The sequence below is a fragment of the Microcystis sp. M179S2 genome, from assembly GCF_020245805.1.
Lineage (GTDB): Bacteria > Cyanobacteriota > Cyanobacteriia > Cyanobacteriales > Microcystaceae > Microcystis > Microcystis aeruginosa.
In genome coordinates, this window is sequence record NZ_JADBUE010000268.1 from 1 (window position 1) to 14,406 (window position 14,406).

The window sequence follows — 14,406 nt, forward strand, 5'->3', positions numbered from 1 at the left end:
GTACAACAGCAAAAGATAATCAAAGGGATTCCATAAAGATAAATCGCGTCTGAGTTTAGGAGCGAGATTAATGGTGGGGACGGTGCTTTCCTTCATAATTTCTATCTCTGGCTATTTACCCGGTGATGGTTTATTAAGTAGGTAGGTGTTAACTGTCAAACACCCCCCTTATCAAGGGGGGCAGGGGGGATCAAACCCCCCTTATCAAGGGGGGCAGGGGGGACCAAACCCCCTCAAGGTAGGGTTGATTCATGAATCAACCCTACCTTGAATCAACCCTAGGGGGCAAGGGGATCAAAGACAAAATCTATCTTCTATTTAATCAGAACCACTTAATTATCGGAACTAAAAAGGCTTATATATATTTCGGCACGGATTCCCATTATACTAGAAAGTATAGGTCAAATCGAGGGATTTTGTCAAGTCTTTTTTAGCATTAATCTATTTGTGTTATGCAGTGGAGGGGGTTATAAGGAATGAAACCCCGATAGAGACAGACATTGCTGCGATTTTTGTCAATTGTTTTCGCTCTAGAACGAACTAATCAATTAAGTCTCTTGCCAGATCAGGATTTAGTCAATTTATGCCCCTATATCGAACCATACCAAGTAACGAAGAACCTTCTTTTTCCCCTTCTTGAATCGCCGATTTCGGGACAATGACGACGTTAACCGATTCTTCTACTTCGTTGAATAGTTCTAAAACATATCCTTCCTCACCCCCCTTCGGATGGGCAACTATATCGACAAGAATCGCCGAATCACCCTGCTTAAGATTGTATTCGGGAACGTCGCGGGCTAGGGTCACTTCTTCGTATAGTTGCGCCATGGTTTATTTTTCCTTTCGGGGTTTGAGGGTGATAAATTGAAATTGATGATCTAGGTTTCGTTTTAGCCAAATCGTGACAACGGATAGGGGAACTTGATTACTGCTGATTAATTCCCCCTCGACTCGATCGAAGGTTCCCTATTCGATTCACCGATCAAGTGTATTAATTGATATTGTTTCAAGGTTTTTTTGGGGTTGTAATTGCAGAAAGTTTTTTTTTAAATAGTCCGGACTAAAAAGGCTTATATATATTTCGGCACGGATTCCCATTATAATAAAAAGTATAGGTCAAATCGAGGGATTTTGTCAAGTCTTTTTTGCCATTAATCTATATAATTGTCGGGTTGCTTACCGGTCATTGTCCTGAAAAAAATTATGCCCCGGTTTGTCAAACAAGCATATATGCAGCGGTTAACCGAGACAGGACGGGAGACAAAAACGAGTTATTGGCTAGAAAGAGGCGATGGGATGTTATTATTTAAAGCCGATTCCCCGGAAGCAGCCGAATCGATCATCGGGCAGCATCCCCTGGCGAATAGTAGTGGAATAGGCTATTAAAGGAGTGAACCCTGTGCAAATATTCACAACAATCCCCGGTTTACGCACTTTTTTGGCTGATTATCGCCATGATCGCAGTATTGCCCTCGTGCCAACCATGGGCGCTCTCCATAAAGGTCATGCTAGTCTAATTCGACGCGCAGTGACGGAAGCGGAGGTAACTGTGGTCAGTATTTTTGTTAATCCTCTACAATTTGCCCCCACAGAGGATTTTTCTCGCTATCCCCGCAGCCTTGACAGCGATCGCCAATTGTGTGAATCCTTGGGGGTTGCTGCTATTTTTGCTCCCAGTGCGGAAACTTTAGGAATTGGTAATTCTGAGGAGATAACCGCAGTTGTTCCCCCGATTTCTCTGACTAGCGGGTTATGTGGTGCTTTTCGTCCGGGGCATTTTCAGGGAGTAGCCACAATTGTCACGCGGTTGTTTAATATTATTGCACCGACGATCGCCTATTTTGGCGAAAAGGATGCCCAACAGTTAGCGATTATCCGGCAATTAGTCAGGGATTTAAATTTAGCGATCGAGATTCGCGCTTGTGCTACAGTGCGAGAAACATCGGGATTAGCAGTTAGTTCTCGCAATCAGTATCTATCGGCCACAGAAAGGGAAAAAGCGACAATTATCGCCCAAAGTTTGCAATTAGCCCTCGAAAGTTTTCGTTTAGGGGAAAGACAAAGGGAAAAACTACTGGCTATTGTGCAAAAAAATCTCGACAGAGTGCCAGAATTTCGCCCTCAGTATCTGGATTTAGTCCATCCCCAGAGTTTACAACCGATCGAGCAGATCGAGACAGGGGGCTTATTAGCGATCGCAGGATTGATCGGTCAAACCCGTTTAATTGATAATATTATCTTGCGTCAACGTCGGGCAGTTATCGCTATTGATGGACCTGCTGGAGCGGGAAAATCGACGGTAACGCGCTTAGTAGCGGAAAAATTGGGGTTAACCTATCTCGATACCGGTGCGATGTATCGCGCGGTGACATGGTTGGTGGTGAATTCCGGTCTGGATTTGTCCGCAGAAGCGGCCATCGCCGAGTTATTATCTTTAGCGAAGATAGAAATAATCCCGGCCGATAGTCCCGAAAATGTGACTATAGTGAAGATTAATGGGCAGGATGTGACTTTAGAGATTCGCTCTCCCGCAATTACCTCGCAAGTGTCCAGAATTGCCGCTCAAAAAGCGGTGAGACAGCAGTTAGTCACCCTGCAAAGACAGATGGGAATATCGGGGGGAATAGTTGTGGAAGGTCGGGATATTGGTACTAATGTTTTCCCAGAAGCGGAATTAAAGATTTTCTTGACAGCGACACCCGAAGAAAGAGCCAGAAGGAGATTAAAAGACTTAGAAGCGCAGGGAAATGGGGGTATTAGTCTCGCAGAATTAACCCAAGAGATTGAAAAAAGGGATTATTTGGATAGTAATCGCTCCCTAGCACCCCTGCGAAAAGCCACAGATGCGATCGAAGTTAATACCGATCATCTCACTATTACAGAAGTCACGGAAAAAATCATTGCTCTTTATCATCAAGGAGAAGAAAATCAATGGAGAAGCCTCTAGTTTTTTTAGATACTGATGTTTTGATTTCTTATCTACGAGGAGATCTTGCCAGTGTGCATTTATTTGATCGAGAAATACTCGATCGCGTTTGTCTTGCTATTAATGCGATCGTTTTACAAGAGTTATTATTTTTGGCAGAAGTTCGTAATCATCCTGAAATAGTCGATCGGATTCAAGAAAAGGTGACTATCTTGGATTTTGATTTAGTAAAACTTGATCAATATTGGCAAAATGCTAGAGATATTCGCAATATTTTGGTACACTCGAATGATGTTTTAATTTTAAGTAGTGCCGCTAATTGTGATTATTTAGTTACCTATGATCAAAAACTTAAAAAAGCCTCTAGTTATCTATATAACTCTAAACCGATGGTAGTAACACCTGAAGAATTATTAGAGGTTATCGATCAAAAAAATATAGTCCCTTCTAGCCTCTCTTGCCAAGGATATAAATCCTCAAATTTCCCCTTAAACAAGGTGATTTAGGGAGATATTTATGAAGTTAAATTATCTGAATTTATCATCTATCTGTTTAACGGTAACTTCCTTGATAATTATCGGCAGTCCAGCTATATCTTTAGCCGATCACAGATCACCAATAACTTTAGCTGCTAGGGATTTATCAAACCAGCAACAGGGAAAAAAAATTATTCTTAATGGTCGTTCTTTGCCCGTTTCTTGGCGACAGTGGACAGCAGCAAATAGTACCAGAATCGCCATGGGTGACACGGGAGCAAGACAATTATTTGGCATGGATTTTCTTAGCACAAATGATCCAAAAAAGCAACCGATAAGCTGGTTTAATTTACAAACTTTATCGGCTAATTTAATCGATTCCGATCGCTGGCTAGACGTTACAGATATTTTACTAAAAATGGGGGCAACAACCACTATTAATGGCGATAGTTTAACTATTAACTTTGCTGCTCCCCAGATGCAAGATATTCAGCTAGAAAATTATGGAGCAGTACAAAGGATTATTATTCAACTCGATCGCCCGACCTTTTGGCAAGTCAGTCAGGCAAAAAATCAAGCAGTGATTACCCTAGAAGGAAATGCCCAGCAATCCCTTATCTCTAGGTTTCAACCCCAAACTATCAGCAACAGTAATCAAAATAACGATGAAGATGATCTAGGTAACTCTAATAATAACTTACCTACTCAGATCACTTCCTTAGAAAATAATGGGGTGATCAGTCGTTTAAAAATTAACCTTCCCACTGCCTACGGATTACAGATCAGCAGTGTGGATAATCCTCCCCGAATTATCATTGATTCTCGTCCCGATGCTATGGATGAAAAGCGCATTGTTTGGCAACCAGGGTTAATCTGGAATCAAAAATATATCCAGTTAGATCAAGATTGGTTTCCCGTGACTTGGTTAGAAATCGATCCCAGAAATCCTCAGATAACTATTAAACCAATTACCGCTAATTCCACCTCAATGCGCGGCACTAATCCCCTGATCACGATTAATAGCGAAAGTAACGCGGTAGCGATGATTAATGGCGGCTTTTTTAATCGTAATAATCAGTTACCTTTGGGGGCAATTCGTGTGGATGGCAAATGGTTATCCGGACCAATTTTAAACCGAGGGGCGATCGCATGGGATAATCGTGGTAAAATCAGGATCGATCGCCTGAGTTTAGAGGAAACCCTGATTACTGCCACCGGACAACGTTTTCCCCTAACCCAGTTAAATAGTGCTTTCCTGACAGCCGGCTGCAGTCGTTATACTCGCGATTGGGGGAGTAATTATCATCCCCTCACCGAGCGCGAAACCGGGTTAGTCGTTCAAGGCGATCGCGTGACGGAGAAATTAAATAATCTTTTGCCACAGGACAGTATCGCCATACCGGAAAACGGCTATTTAGTCATCTGCCGAAAGACAGATATTAGTTTAAATATTGGTGAAAGAGTCAACCTCGATAGCGTCACCCTACCGAGAGATTTTGCTGATTATCCCCAGATTTTAGGTGCTGGCCCCCTATTATTGCAGAATGGGCGCATAGTTTTGGATGGAAATGCCGAAAAATTTAGTCCTGCATTCCAAAATCAACAAGCTTCCCGCAGTGCGATCGCAGTCAGCCGAGAAGGAAAAATTTTGTTAGTGGCTATCCATAATCGCGTCGGGGGACGGGGGGCAACTTTAGGCGAATTAGCCCGAATTTTGCTGTTAATGTCGGCAAAGGACGGTTTAAACCTAGATGGGGGTAGTTCCACCGGGATAGCCTTGGCGGGTTATCTGCTCGATCGCTCTGCTGTTACCGCCGCAAAAGTCCATAATGGAATAGGAATATTTTTATCACCGTCTCCTTGAAGGGGGTGAAAACAATGGATAATAGCGACTGGATTAAACAATTGCTGCTGATGGGTATTGGCACCACTTCCATGGTGGCAGAAAAGATCAAAGAAGTGAGCGACGAATTAGTAAAAGACGGTAAAATCAATTCCGATCAGGCTAAAAACTTTGTCGATGATCTGATGACACAGATGAAGTCTGAACAAGGGAGCTTCGAGAATAACTTAGAACGCTATATCCGCAATATCTTGCAGGATTTAGGGGTTCCCCGACAATCGGAAATGGATGAACTGCGGGGAAGGATTGATAGATTAGAACGGCAGGTGAGAGACTTAGAGAATAAACTCTGGCGTTAGGGAACTATGAAATCAATGCGCGAAATCTTGCTCAGTTTTGCTATTATTGCGGTTTGTGGCTTATTTTTAATCGTTGCTTCCCTCTTTGGTGGAGGGGAAAAAACCAATGCGATCGCCGCAGAAATCGCTCCACCCGCTATCACTCAAACTATTAATAAGGAAATCATCTCCATGGATTTAGATCAAGCAGTCACCACCGATTCGGGACTAAAATACATAGATATCGTGGAAGGAACTGGAGAAAGTCCTCAAAAAGGTCAAAAAGTGACTGTTCACTACACGGGAACCCTGACAGACGGCAAAAAATTCGATAGTTCCAAGGATCGCAATCAACCTTTTACCTTTACCATTGGAGTTGGTCAAGTGATCAAAGGATGGGATGAAGGAGTCGCATCGATGAAAGTCGGTGGGCAGCGTACCTTAATTATCCCCCCAGAATTGGGTTATGGTGCGCGGGGTGCCGGTGGGGTGATTCCTGCCAACGCGACTTTACTTTTCGATGTGGAATTGTTGGCAGTTAAATAGGTTTTTCCTCTGATTTTTCACCTCTACCCGCATCGATCCCGAATGCGGGTTTTTTGACGAATTGCCGAGAGCTAAGGGCCAAATCAGGAAGATTTAGTAAATTCTAGACCGTTTTCGCTACCGTAACGCTCCATAAAACGCATAAAACGATCCCACTCTGCGGGAGAATTGAAAATAACCGTAGCTTCGATCGCCATGGGTTTACCGTTGATAAATTTGCCTTTTACTTTCGTGGTGACGATTTCCCCTTCCTCATCGATGAGATACATCCCCGTGATTTCCTCGGTTTGTTGATCTCCCAGGATAGTCGGTTGCTTAAAATAAAATTCTGCCGATCCCTTCTCTCCCGTTTTAGTGCGACTTAAGCGGATATCGGGAACAACAGGTTCTTTTAACCCCTTGGAAAACTGAATTTCTGCCATTACTTTTCTTTATCCTTGTCATGAAATACACATTTCTAGATCATCTCACACCAAGTCGCAAGTAAAAAGCAGATGGGACAGCATAAGCTCAAAATATCAATACCAATATCATTTTTCCTTATTCGTAGCAGGCCTATCCATTAGTCATACTAAATCCTATTTAAAAGGTATAGGAGAGTGGGGAGTGGGGAGCAGGGAGCGGGGAGCAGGGAAAAACAATCCATAACTTGGGAGTTAATCACACTATTAAAAACGGATTCGGTGTCACATCTTTCTTAACACAAAATTTGACAAAAAGACAAAAGTGTGCCAAGTGGCTCAAGTTGCTTCTCTGGAGGTAACTAATTTGATGGAATAGTTCCGGCGTTCTAGTCGGTCGTTAATTTCCATGCCCTCTATAATACAGCCCCTGTCAGGGTTCTGTCCCTTCTCAATTAAAACTTTTTATTGCGCTGACTAATTACGCGTGTTTTAGCTTACTTGTGTCCTTAAATACTTCTTTTACTGCGTCAAATCACACAAGTCTTTGTATAAAGGCTGTATGCTCATAGTCAGACTAAATTAAATTGTTGCCATTGCTTCCCGCTTCTGATCTAGACTAGGTTGAGATTTGTCAAAGCTAATTGCAAAAGTAATCTTTTACAGCCAATGTTTTTTAAATCTGTTAGCACGCTATGTCTATCGTAAGTAAACAAGAACCTAAGCTGGAAACGCTTACCCTATTTCAAAAACGCCCAAAAACGGCGTTCTGGGAGAAATTTTGGGTTGTGAGCATAATTAACCATCTCTGCCATTACTTTTGAAAAATTTGACTTGGGCAAATTATCAATAGATATGCAGTCTATTAGTAGTTATCTTAACAGTGAGATACGAAGTTTCTGGTTTTAGAGAACGACGGAACGGCGGAACGTCGGAATATTATCTGATCGTCCAGAGATGATGACAAATACCGCCACACTCCATCTTCATGATAAACGCTATAATCTGAAAGTTGTTGCCAGTTGCTCATCATGAAAAAACTGACTTATTCATTGCTCCCCCTGGGGATTACTGTTGGACTTTGCCTAAACATTGCCCCTGCTTCCGCTACTTTGCTGGTACGAGAAGTCATTCCCGACGCTGCCCTTTCTATTGACGGCTTCGGAAGCCTCTCTAACAACGGAGTTATTCAAGCCAATATACCCACAGGTTCTACTATTCAGAGGGCTTATCTCTATGCCACTTCCGTCTGGGATAGCAGTCCAGTTTACGACGTAATTTTTCATGGGACGACACTTTCCGTGGGTTCAGCAACTATTCTTGGTCCCGATCAAAACCCAGCTACCACCGCCCGTTGGGATGTCACCAGTATCATCACTTCTTCTTTTACGGGAGGATTACAAGACTTTAGTATCCTTGAGAATGGCGATAACGATGGTGAGGTTCTTGTTGTTGCCTACAGCAATCCTTCTACCCAAGGTTTTACCTCGGTTATCTTAGACGGAGAACTGTCCACCGGAGGAGACACGATCCAGTTTGATTTTGCCAGTCCTTACACTGGGGGAGATTTTCTGGTTTCACTCGCCTCTAGTTACAGCCGTCAACCGAGTGGGCAATTCACCCAGATTGATGTAACCACTAATTCGACCATTAATCGACGATTGACCACAAGTGCAGGAGGGGCGGATGACCGCACTACTGGTGAACTCTCAGACAATGGAAACTTAATAACTGTTGGGGGAATAGGTGATAATCCTGCCAATGTCGCCCCAACCACTGAACCTATGGACACTAATCCAGATGACGAATACTACAACCTCGCTCTTGGCAATAGCGCTAATCCCGCTCCTTTTATCTTACCTGGAGATACCTTCCTTCGCTTAACAACAAAGAACCCAACCGATGATGATAACGTTTTTGGAATGTTTATCACCATCAGTCCCACTCCCGTCCCCGAGCCATCGATGACACTGGGTATTTTCGGTATCGGTGCCATCGGAGCCTTAATATCTCGCCTTGGTAAAAAATCCTAAGCTGCCCGCGAATTTAAATTGCTTGTGGAGATGAGGCAAGAGTGCCTCTTGCCTCCTACTCCCCTCTCCCTTTCTGGGATAGGGGTTGGGGGTGAGGGCAATTAACCATCTCTGCTATTACTTTTGAAAAATGGTATAAATCACCCCTTCAGGACTCTCGGAGTGCAATCAGTGGCAAAATCAAGGCTATGATCGATCACTGATAACCAATAACTGAGATGAGATGGTTTTATTAGAAGCAGCGGTTCATTCTTCCCTACGCGCTTTTTTACGGGAACAAGGGCGCTTTTATTGGTCTCATCATCTCACTATGGGGCGACTGGTGGCTAGAGCCTTACGCTTAAAACGGTCCTCTCTCATACAAACTGGAACTACTCTCACCCGTTATTGTCTCAGTTATCTCACCCCAGCCCTTTTGGGTGATACACCTGTTCTGATTGTTGCCCCAGAGTCGGAAGTAAACCTACTGTTAGAAGTGGAAATCCCCCATCTGCAAGCATGGTTACAAACTCAGCGAGACATCCTCAAAAGCGATCGCTTTCCAGCTAATTTTACCGGTTTACTCCTCACCACACCCCAACAATGGTTAGAGGATAAATTGGACAATCTCGGTCATTTTCCCCAGAATATCCCCACGATAATCGATCGAGCCGAAGATTTAGAAACTTGTCTAGTAGATTATCTCACCGTCACCATTACTCCCGAACAATGGTTCGCTTTAGAGTCAGCATATCCCCAGCATAGAGAGTTTATAGACTTAATTAAAGCACAACTTAGCCAAAGTATTCTTGGTCATCCCATTAATCCCTATAATTGCTATCTTATTGATGCCAAGGAAAAAGAATATATAATTGCTCTGCTACAACGCGTGCATCAAGACTTAACCACTGACTCTGTTTGGCAACTTTTAGCGGCAAAAATCCCCGAGCATAATTATCTCCTCTGGACATCAGTAGATCGAGAGCGAGAAGAATTTACCCTAAAAATCAGCCCTTTGGAGGTGGCTAGTTTTTTCAAACCGATTTGGCAGCAGCAACCCTTTGTTTTAATCGGCAGTTTTTTAGATAGCGAAAAATCCGCTAATTTATACCGTCAAAATCAGGGTATCGGAGAAATTTTAACTCTAAAGTTTGCAGCTGATCGCGAAAGTGAATATATTCATTTATATCTACCCGATCGCATCAGCGCCCCCAACACACCCGAATTTCAACCGATGTTATTAAAGCAAGTGCGGGAATTAGTTAGCGCTAATCATACCAGTGAACAACCGATAGTAATCCTGATTGAAGATGTTCCCCTCAAGGCACAAATTGCTACCCAAATCGCAGCCGATTACGGTTCGCGAGTGCAAGTGGAAAAAACTGAGATTAATAATAATACTATTCTGGTTTGTGGTTGGCAATTCTGGCAAACCCATCAAGAAAAATTTCCGACTCCCAGTTTATTAATTATCGCTACTTTACCCTTACCATCCCCCGAAAATCCTCTCGTTGCTGGCAAAATTGCTTACTACAAACGACAACATCTCGACTGGTTTCGTGCCTATCTTTTACCCACAGCAGTGAGGGAAATTCAGCAATCTGTCCAGTCTCTCCGGGAGTGTCAAGGTTGTGTGGCTGTCCTCGATAATCGTGTCAATGCCCGCAGTTATGGCCGACAAATTCTCTCCGCTTTAGAACCCTATGCTAAAGTTAATTATCTCGATCAACAATTTTTTCAAGATAAAGATTAAATCAGTTATCAGTTATCAGTTATCAGTTATCAGTTTACTGATAAAATCTCCCCCAGAGCCATATTTCCAACTGTCTAAATAACGATGGTAAAGATATTTTTGCTTGTCGGGTAACTTTTCTAAAACAGGTTTTAAGGTGGCTGCCAAGGGATATAAACCACTATACAAAGCTAAATTAAAATAATGTCCCGTCCAATCGATAAAAGGACTGATACCCACTTGCGGAATCATCGGTAAAACTAATTGAGGATTAACCAAAGGCAAAGTTTTTGAGAGGGAAGAAAACTGCACCACATCCTGTAAAAATGGTTTTAAGACCTCATCTCCCAACTTATCCATTACCCGAAAAACTCCACTCATTAAGTCATTAATTTGATTGGGATTAGGGTTAGCATATATCTGGACACTCATGGTTTTTTGAAATAGCCACGTTACCGATATATTAGGTTGATATGGTTGTAAAAGGGCTAAATCTTCTCGGTTTAAAGCATCGATTTGTAAAGCTTCCTCGATGGCAAAAGTTAGCCTTTTTAAATGTCTGACCATTGCCCCAAAACCACCAAAACTGACCGGAGATTGACTACCGCTACTATCTCCCACTGCTAGAATTCTTGACCAAGGCATCTTTAAAGGACTTTGACGATAGGCAGGGAAAAAACCCGCTAGAAAACGCTGAAATTTTACCGCTTCTAAATCCACCTTTTGATACTCCGGCAGTAATCTTAAATACTCCTCCATCAAAAATTCTAAACTAAAGCGATCGGGATGGGTATCGAGATAGGTAAATAAATAAGTTGTCCGACCATCCCTAGCGGGAAATGCTTCCCAAAAGTATTGACATTGGTGCAAGATTGGGGTAAAAGAATAAATCAAATCACCAGTTTCATTACTGGGAAAACCCTGACCGCAACTACCCACCACTAAACAAACTCCATCGGGTTTTTCCCCTTTTCTTGCCTGTTTTGCAATTGCTGAAAAATGACCCATGGCATCGATTAATAAACGGGTTTTTAAAGTCATTTCTCCCGTTTTAACCATTACTCCATCTGGATGAATAATCGCCCCGCTAAACCCCGAATTTTCTAATAACTTTCCTCCCGCTTCTAAAAACTTAGTTTTTAAAGTCTCTAGCAAATAAACCGGATCAACACCGATATTTAAAATATCTCTGACCCAAAGCTCATAACCTTGATAAAATCCCACCCTCCCAGGATTATATTCCGTCGCTATCGCTTGATTTAATTCAGCTTCGGTCAATAAATCTAACTCTAAAAAACTGCTTAATTCTAAACGTGAAATATTCCACTCCTGCTCACGACCGCGCAGAATACCTCTTTCTAATAATGCCACACGCCAGCCCCTAGTTTGCAAAGCAGCCCCGATGAAAATTCCCAAAGTTCCCCCCGCAATCACTAGATCAAAATCCGTCTCTCCTAAAGATTCTTGACTTTGATTAATTACCGCAGGAATAACCGGATTTTCTAAGCGCAAAGCTTGCCAAGCTCGATCGCTGGCCCGCAATTGTTGTAAACTCTGAGGAGATACTCGATCAAGTAAAGATGCAACTAAAGACATAATCTTATATCAGTTATCAGTTATCAGTTATCAGATGTGAGTTTTCAGTTATCATACTAAATCCGTTGAGTATAGGTTACATATCAGGACAGGCACTCATGCAAGAGGCACTCATGCAAAGGGGAGAATAAATAATCAGTTTTTAATAACTGGATTTAGTATCAGTTCACTGTTTACTGCTCACTTAAAAAAGCTCCCTTCTAGCCGTTTCCTAACATTAGAGACTGGCCATCTCACCATTAAGATAACTGCTCTATACGAGAAACCTATTTAGATTGGAAAAACTTTTTCCCTTCTTCAATGAGTTTATTAATATCCTTGAGAGAAACTCCGAAAATTGCTAAAACTCCCGTAAAGACTAACAAAAAACCGATAAAACTATTCCGATCATAGAGAAATAAACCCACCAAAACGATAAAATAGGGAGAGAGAATTTTACTAATATTTTCAACTACAGTAACCACCTCTGGCGGGGGAGTCTCCACAAGATTAATATCAGTTTTATCCTGATCTGGTTCGAGATTTTGCTTAATCGAAAACATCACCTCCTGTAGGTCTTTTACCTCCGGTGGGTTCGGTTCTTTCGCTGGTTTGCCAAACATTGTTAACTCCCTCGCCAATTTATCCATATCCTCTATGGTAGCCAAAAAAAGGGCAAGCAGGAAAAGCGCGAGCAAGTCGAGAAATTCTCAGCGCAATTTTCCTTAACAACCCCCTCGGCCCCGGCTGCTATAATCAGAGGAACAACTCCCAAGTTCGTTAACGGTACAAAAAAACTATGAATACCAGTCCAGACCGTGTGATTATCTTCGATACCACCCTTCGAGATGGGGAACAGTCCCCGGGTGCCGCTTTAAATGTGGATGAGAAGCTAACCATAGCGCGCGCACTGGCACGACTGGGAGTTGATGTCATTGAAGCGGGTTTTCCCCACGCTAGTCCGGGGGACTTTGAAGCTGTGCAGAAAATTGCCGCCAGCGTCGGCAGCGAAGCTGATAGCCCGATTATTTGCGGATTAGCCCGCACTACCCAAAAAGATATCAAATCTGCCGCCGATGCGCTCAGACCCGCCGCCAAGCCCAGAATTCACACCTTCCTAGCCACATCTGATATACATCTCCAATACAAACTTAAGAAGACTCGTCAGGAAGTTCTTGAGATTGTGCCAGAAATGGTGGCCTATGCCAAATCCTTCGTTGATGATGTGGAATTTTCCCCCGAAGATGCCGGCCGCAGCGATCCGGACTTCCTCTATCAAGTCCTCGAAAGAGCGATCGCCGCAGGAGCCACCACCGTTAACATTCCCGATACCGTCGGTTACACCACCCCCAGCGAATTTGGGGCTTTAATCCGGGGAATTAAGGAAAATGTCCCCAATATCGACCAAGCGATTATCTCCGTCCATGGTCACGACGATTTAGGGTTAGCGGTGGCTAATTTCCTCGAAGCAGTTAAAAATGGCGCTCGACAGTTGGAATGTACCATTAACGGCATCGGTGAGCGTGCCGGTAATGCTTCCCTAGAAGAGTTGGTGATGGCCCTTCATGTCCGGCGCTCCTATTTTAATCCTTTCCTTGGTCGTCCAGCAGAGTCCACGGAACCTTTAACCAAGATCAACACCAAGGAAATCTATCGCACTTCTCGCCTAGTTTCTAATCTTACCGGCATGATCGTGCAACCGAATAAGGCGATCGTCGGTGCTAACGCTTTCGCACACGAGTCGGGAATCCATCAGGACGGGGTGTTAAAACATAAACTCACCTATGAGATTATGGATGCAGAATCGATCGGTTTGACTCATAATCAAATTGTCCTCGGGAAACTCTCCGGCCGCAACGCTTTTCGCTCTCGTTTACAGGAATTGGGTTTTGAACTTTCGGAAACGGAACTTAATAACGCTTTTATCCAGTTTAAGGAAATGGCTGATCGCAAAAAGGAAATCACCGATCGCGATCTGGAAGCGATTGTTAACGATGAAATCGATACTGTTCCCGATCACTTCCGCCTCGAATTAGTACAAGTGTCCTGTGGAAATAGTGCCCGGCCCACGGCCACGGTAACGATTCGCAATCCCGACGGTAGCGAGTTATCCGATGCGGCCATTGGTACAGGGCCGGTGGATGCTCTCTGCAAAGCGATCGATCGAGTGGTGAAGATTCCTAACGAATTAATTTCTTTCTCGGTGCGAGAAGTTACCGAGGGAATCGATGCTTTAGGAGAAGTGACTATCCGTCTCCGTTACGAAGGACGCACCTACTCCGCTCACGCGGCCGATACCGATATTATTGTCGCCTCCGCTCGCGCCTACGTCAGTGCCTTAAACCGTCTCCACGTCGCACTGCAGCAGAAGGAAAAAAACCCAGAAATGGTACAAGTCTAGATAGGGTTTTAGGGTGTTAGGGTTTTAGGGTTTTAGTTGAAATTCCCCCACTTCCCCACCACCCCACTTCCCCCCGCAACGCGCACGCAGTGACCACCCCACCACCCCACTTCCCCACTTCCCCACTTCCCCCCGCAACGCGCACGCAGTGACCAC

13 protein-coding genes and 1 pseudogene are annotated in these 14,406 nt (G+C 43.5%); 9 read left to right on the forward strand and 5 right to left on the reverse strand.

Annotation, left to right across the window (positions count from 1 at the left end; genetic code table 11):
- Positions 1-576: 576 nt before the first annotated feature.
- Positions 577-828: a DUF4926 domain-containing protein gene (locus IM500_RS16205; RefSeq protein WP_287738983.1), complete on the reverse strand. Its 252-nt coding sequence runs from the start codon at positions 826-828 to the stop codon at positions 577-579.
- 3 nt (positions 829-831) lie between these two features.
- A pseudogene (locus tag IM500_RS24835) lies at positions 832-966 on the reverse strand (DUF6883 domain-containing protein); the annotation flags it as partial.
- Between the two features lie 237 nt (positions 967-1,203).
- Here IM500_RS24835 and IM500_RS16210 point away from each other — a divergent pair.
- From IM500_RS16210 to IM500_RS16235, 6 genes are read left to right on the forward strand one after another with little or no spacing between them, the layout of a single operon-like run.
- Positions 1,204-1,386, forward strand: coding sequence for a YciI family protein (locus IM500_RS16210; protein WP_287738985.1), 183 nt, complete (start codon positions 1,204-1,206; stop codon positions 1,384-1,386).
- A gap of 13 nt (positions 1,387-1,399) precedes the next feature.
- Positions 1,400-2,947: a bifunctional pantoate--beta-alanine ligase/(d)CMP kinase gene (locus IM500_RS16215; protein ID WP_287738986.1), complete on the forward strand. Its 1,548-nt coding sequence runs from the start codon at positions 1,400-1,402 to the stop codon at positions 2,945-2,947.
- Positions 2,932-3,432, forward strand: coding sequence for a type II toxin-antitoxin system VapC family toxin (locus tag IM500_RS16220; protein ID WP_002803933.1), 501 nt, complete (start codon positions 2,932-2,934; stop codon positions 3,430-3,432). The genes IM500_RS16215 and IM500_RS16220 overlap by 16 nt, the downstream gene beginning before the upstream one ends.
- A 10-nt stretch (positions 3,433-3,442) precedes the next feature.
- The gene (locus IM500_RS16225) at positions 3,443-5,266 is read left to right on the forward strand and encodes a phosphodiester glycosidase family protein (protein WP_287738987.1); all 1,824 of its coding nucleotides are present in this window, start codon (positions 3,443-3,445) and stop codon (positions 5,264-5,266) included.
- Between the two features lie 14 nt (positions 5,267-5,280).
- Positions 5,281-5,604 carry a phasin family protein gene (locus tag IM500_RS16230; protein ID WP_002758682.1) on the forward strand — a complete coding sequence of 108 codons (324 nt, stop codon included), beginning with the start codon at positions 5,281-5,283 and terminating at the stop codon, positions 5,602-5,604.
- A 6-nt stretch (positions 5,605-5,610) separates the two neighbouring features.
- Complete coding sequence (locus IM500_RS16235; RefSeq protein ID WP_147069643.1) at positions 5,611-6,129, forward strand: FKBP-type peptidyl-prolyl cis-trans isomerase; 519 nt, start codon at positions 5,611-5,613, stop codon at positions 6,127-6,129.
- 83 nt (positions 6,130-6,212) lie between these two features.
- Here IM500_RS16235 and psb28 read toward each other — a convergent pair whose 3' ends face one another.
- The gene (gene psb28 / locus IM500_RS16240) at positions 6,213-6,551 is read right to left on the reverse strand and encodes a photosystem II reaction center protein Psb28 (RefSeq protein WP_002796202.1); all 339 of its coding nucleotides are present in this window, start codon (positions 6,549-6,551) and stop codon (positions 6,213-6,215) included.
- A 1,010-nt stretch (positions 6,552-7,561) separates the two neighbouring features.
- Between psb28 and IM500_RS16245 the strand changes: the two genes are divergently transcribed.
- Both IM500_RS16245 and IM500_RS16250 read left to right on the forward strand, forming a co-directional pair.
- Positions 7,562-8,563 (forward strand): PEP-CTERM sorting domain-containing protein, encoded by a 1,002-nt coding sequence (locus IM500_RS16245; protein ID WP_287738990.1) that lies wholly within the window; start codon positions 7,562-7,564, stop codon positions 8,561-8,563.
- Positions 8,564-8,786: 223 nt separating this feature from the next.
- Positions 8,787-10,295 (forward strand): helicase C-terminal domain-containing protein, encoded by a 1,509-nt coding sequence (locus IM500_RS16250; protein WP_190721631.1) that lies wholly within the window; start codon positions 8,787-8,789, stop codon positions 10,293-10,295.
- Positions 10,296-10,310: 15 nt separating this feature from the next.
- Here the strand turns inward: IM500_RS16250 and IM500_RS16255 are convergent, their stop codons facing one another.
- Positions 10,311-11,870, reverse strand: a complete 1,560-nt coding sequence (locus tag IM500_RS16255; RefSeq protein ID WP_190721629.1) for an FAD-dependent oxidoreductase — start codon at positions 11,868-11,870, stop codon at positions 10,311-10,313.
- A 266-nt stretch (positions 11,871-12,136) separates the two neighbouring features.
- Entirely contained in the window at positions 12,137-12,472 is a 336-nt protein-coding gene (locus IM500_RS16260) for a hypothetical protein (protein WP_002783895.1), read from the reverse strand.
- Positions 12,473-12,648: 176 nt separating this feature from the next.
- Here IM500_RS16260 and IM500_RS16265 point away from each other — a divergent pair, with 176 nt between their 5' ends.
- Positions 12,649-14,250, forward strand: a complete 1,602-nt coding sequence (locus IM500_RS16265) for a 2-isopropylmalate synthase (RefSeq protein ID WP_287738992.1) — start codon at positions 12,649-12,651, stop codon at positions 14,248-14,250.
- The last annotated feature ends 156 nt before the right edge of the window (positions 14,251-14,406 follow it).

What these genes read in the sequence shown, in the direction of transcription:
- IM500_RS16205 (WP_287738983.1), bottom strand. Translation starts at nt 828, where the DNA reads ATGGCGCAACTATACGAAGAAGTGACCCTAGCCCGCGACGTTCCCGAA.
- IM500_RS16210 (WP_287738985.1), top strand. Translation starts at nt 1,204, where the DNA reads ATGCCCCGGTTTGTCAAACAAGCATATATGCAGCGGTTAACCGAGACA.
- IM500_RS16220 (WP_002803933.1), top strand. Translation starts at nt 2,932, where the DNA reads ATGGAGAAGCCTCTAGTTTTTTTAGATACTGATGTTTTGATTTCTTAT.
- IM500_RS16225 (WP_287738987.1), top strand. Translation starts at nt 3,443, where the DNA reads ATGAAGTTAAATTATCTGAATTTATCATCTATCTGTTTAACGGTAACT.
- IM500_RS16230 (WP_002758682.1), top strand. Translation starts at nt 5,281, where the DNA reads ATGGATAATAGCGACTGGATTAAACAATTGCTGCTGATGGGTATTGGC.
- IM500_RS16235 (WP_147069643.1), top strand. Translation starts at nt 5,611, where the DNA reads ATGAAATCAATGCGCGAAATCTTGCTCAGTTTTGCTATTATTGCGGTT.
- psb28 (WP_002796202.1), bottom strand. Translation starts at nt 6,551, where the DNA reads ATGGCAGAAATTCAGTTTTCCAAGGGGTTAAAAGAACCTGTTGTTCCC.
- IM500_RS16245 (WP_287738990.1), top strand. Translation starts at nt 7,562, where the DNA reads ATGAAAAAACTGACTTATTCATTGCTCCCCCTGGGGATTACTGTTGGA.
- IM500_RS16250 (WP_190721631.1), top strand. Translation starts at nt 8,787, where the DNA reads ATGGTTTTATTAGAAGCAGCGGTTCATTCTTCCCTACGCGCTTTTTTA.
- IM500_RS16255 (WP_190721629.1), bottom strand. Translation starts at nt 11,870, where the DNA reads ATGTCTTTAGTTGCATCTTTACTTGATCGAGTATCTCCTCAGAGTTTA.
- IM500_RS16260 (WP_002783895.1), bottom strand. Translation starts at nt 12,472, where the DNA reads ATGTTTGGCAAACCAGCGAAAGAACCGAACCCACCGGAGGTAAAAGAC.
- IM500_RS16265 (WP_287738992.1), top strand. Translation starts at nt 12,649, where the DNA reads ATGAATACCAGTCCAGACCGTGTGATTATCTTCGATACCACCCTTCGA.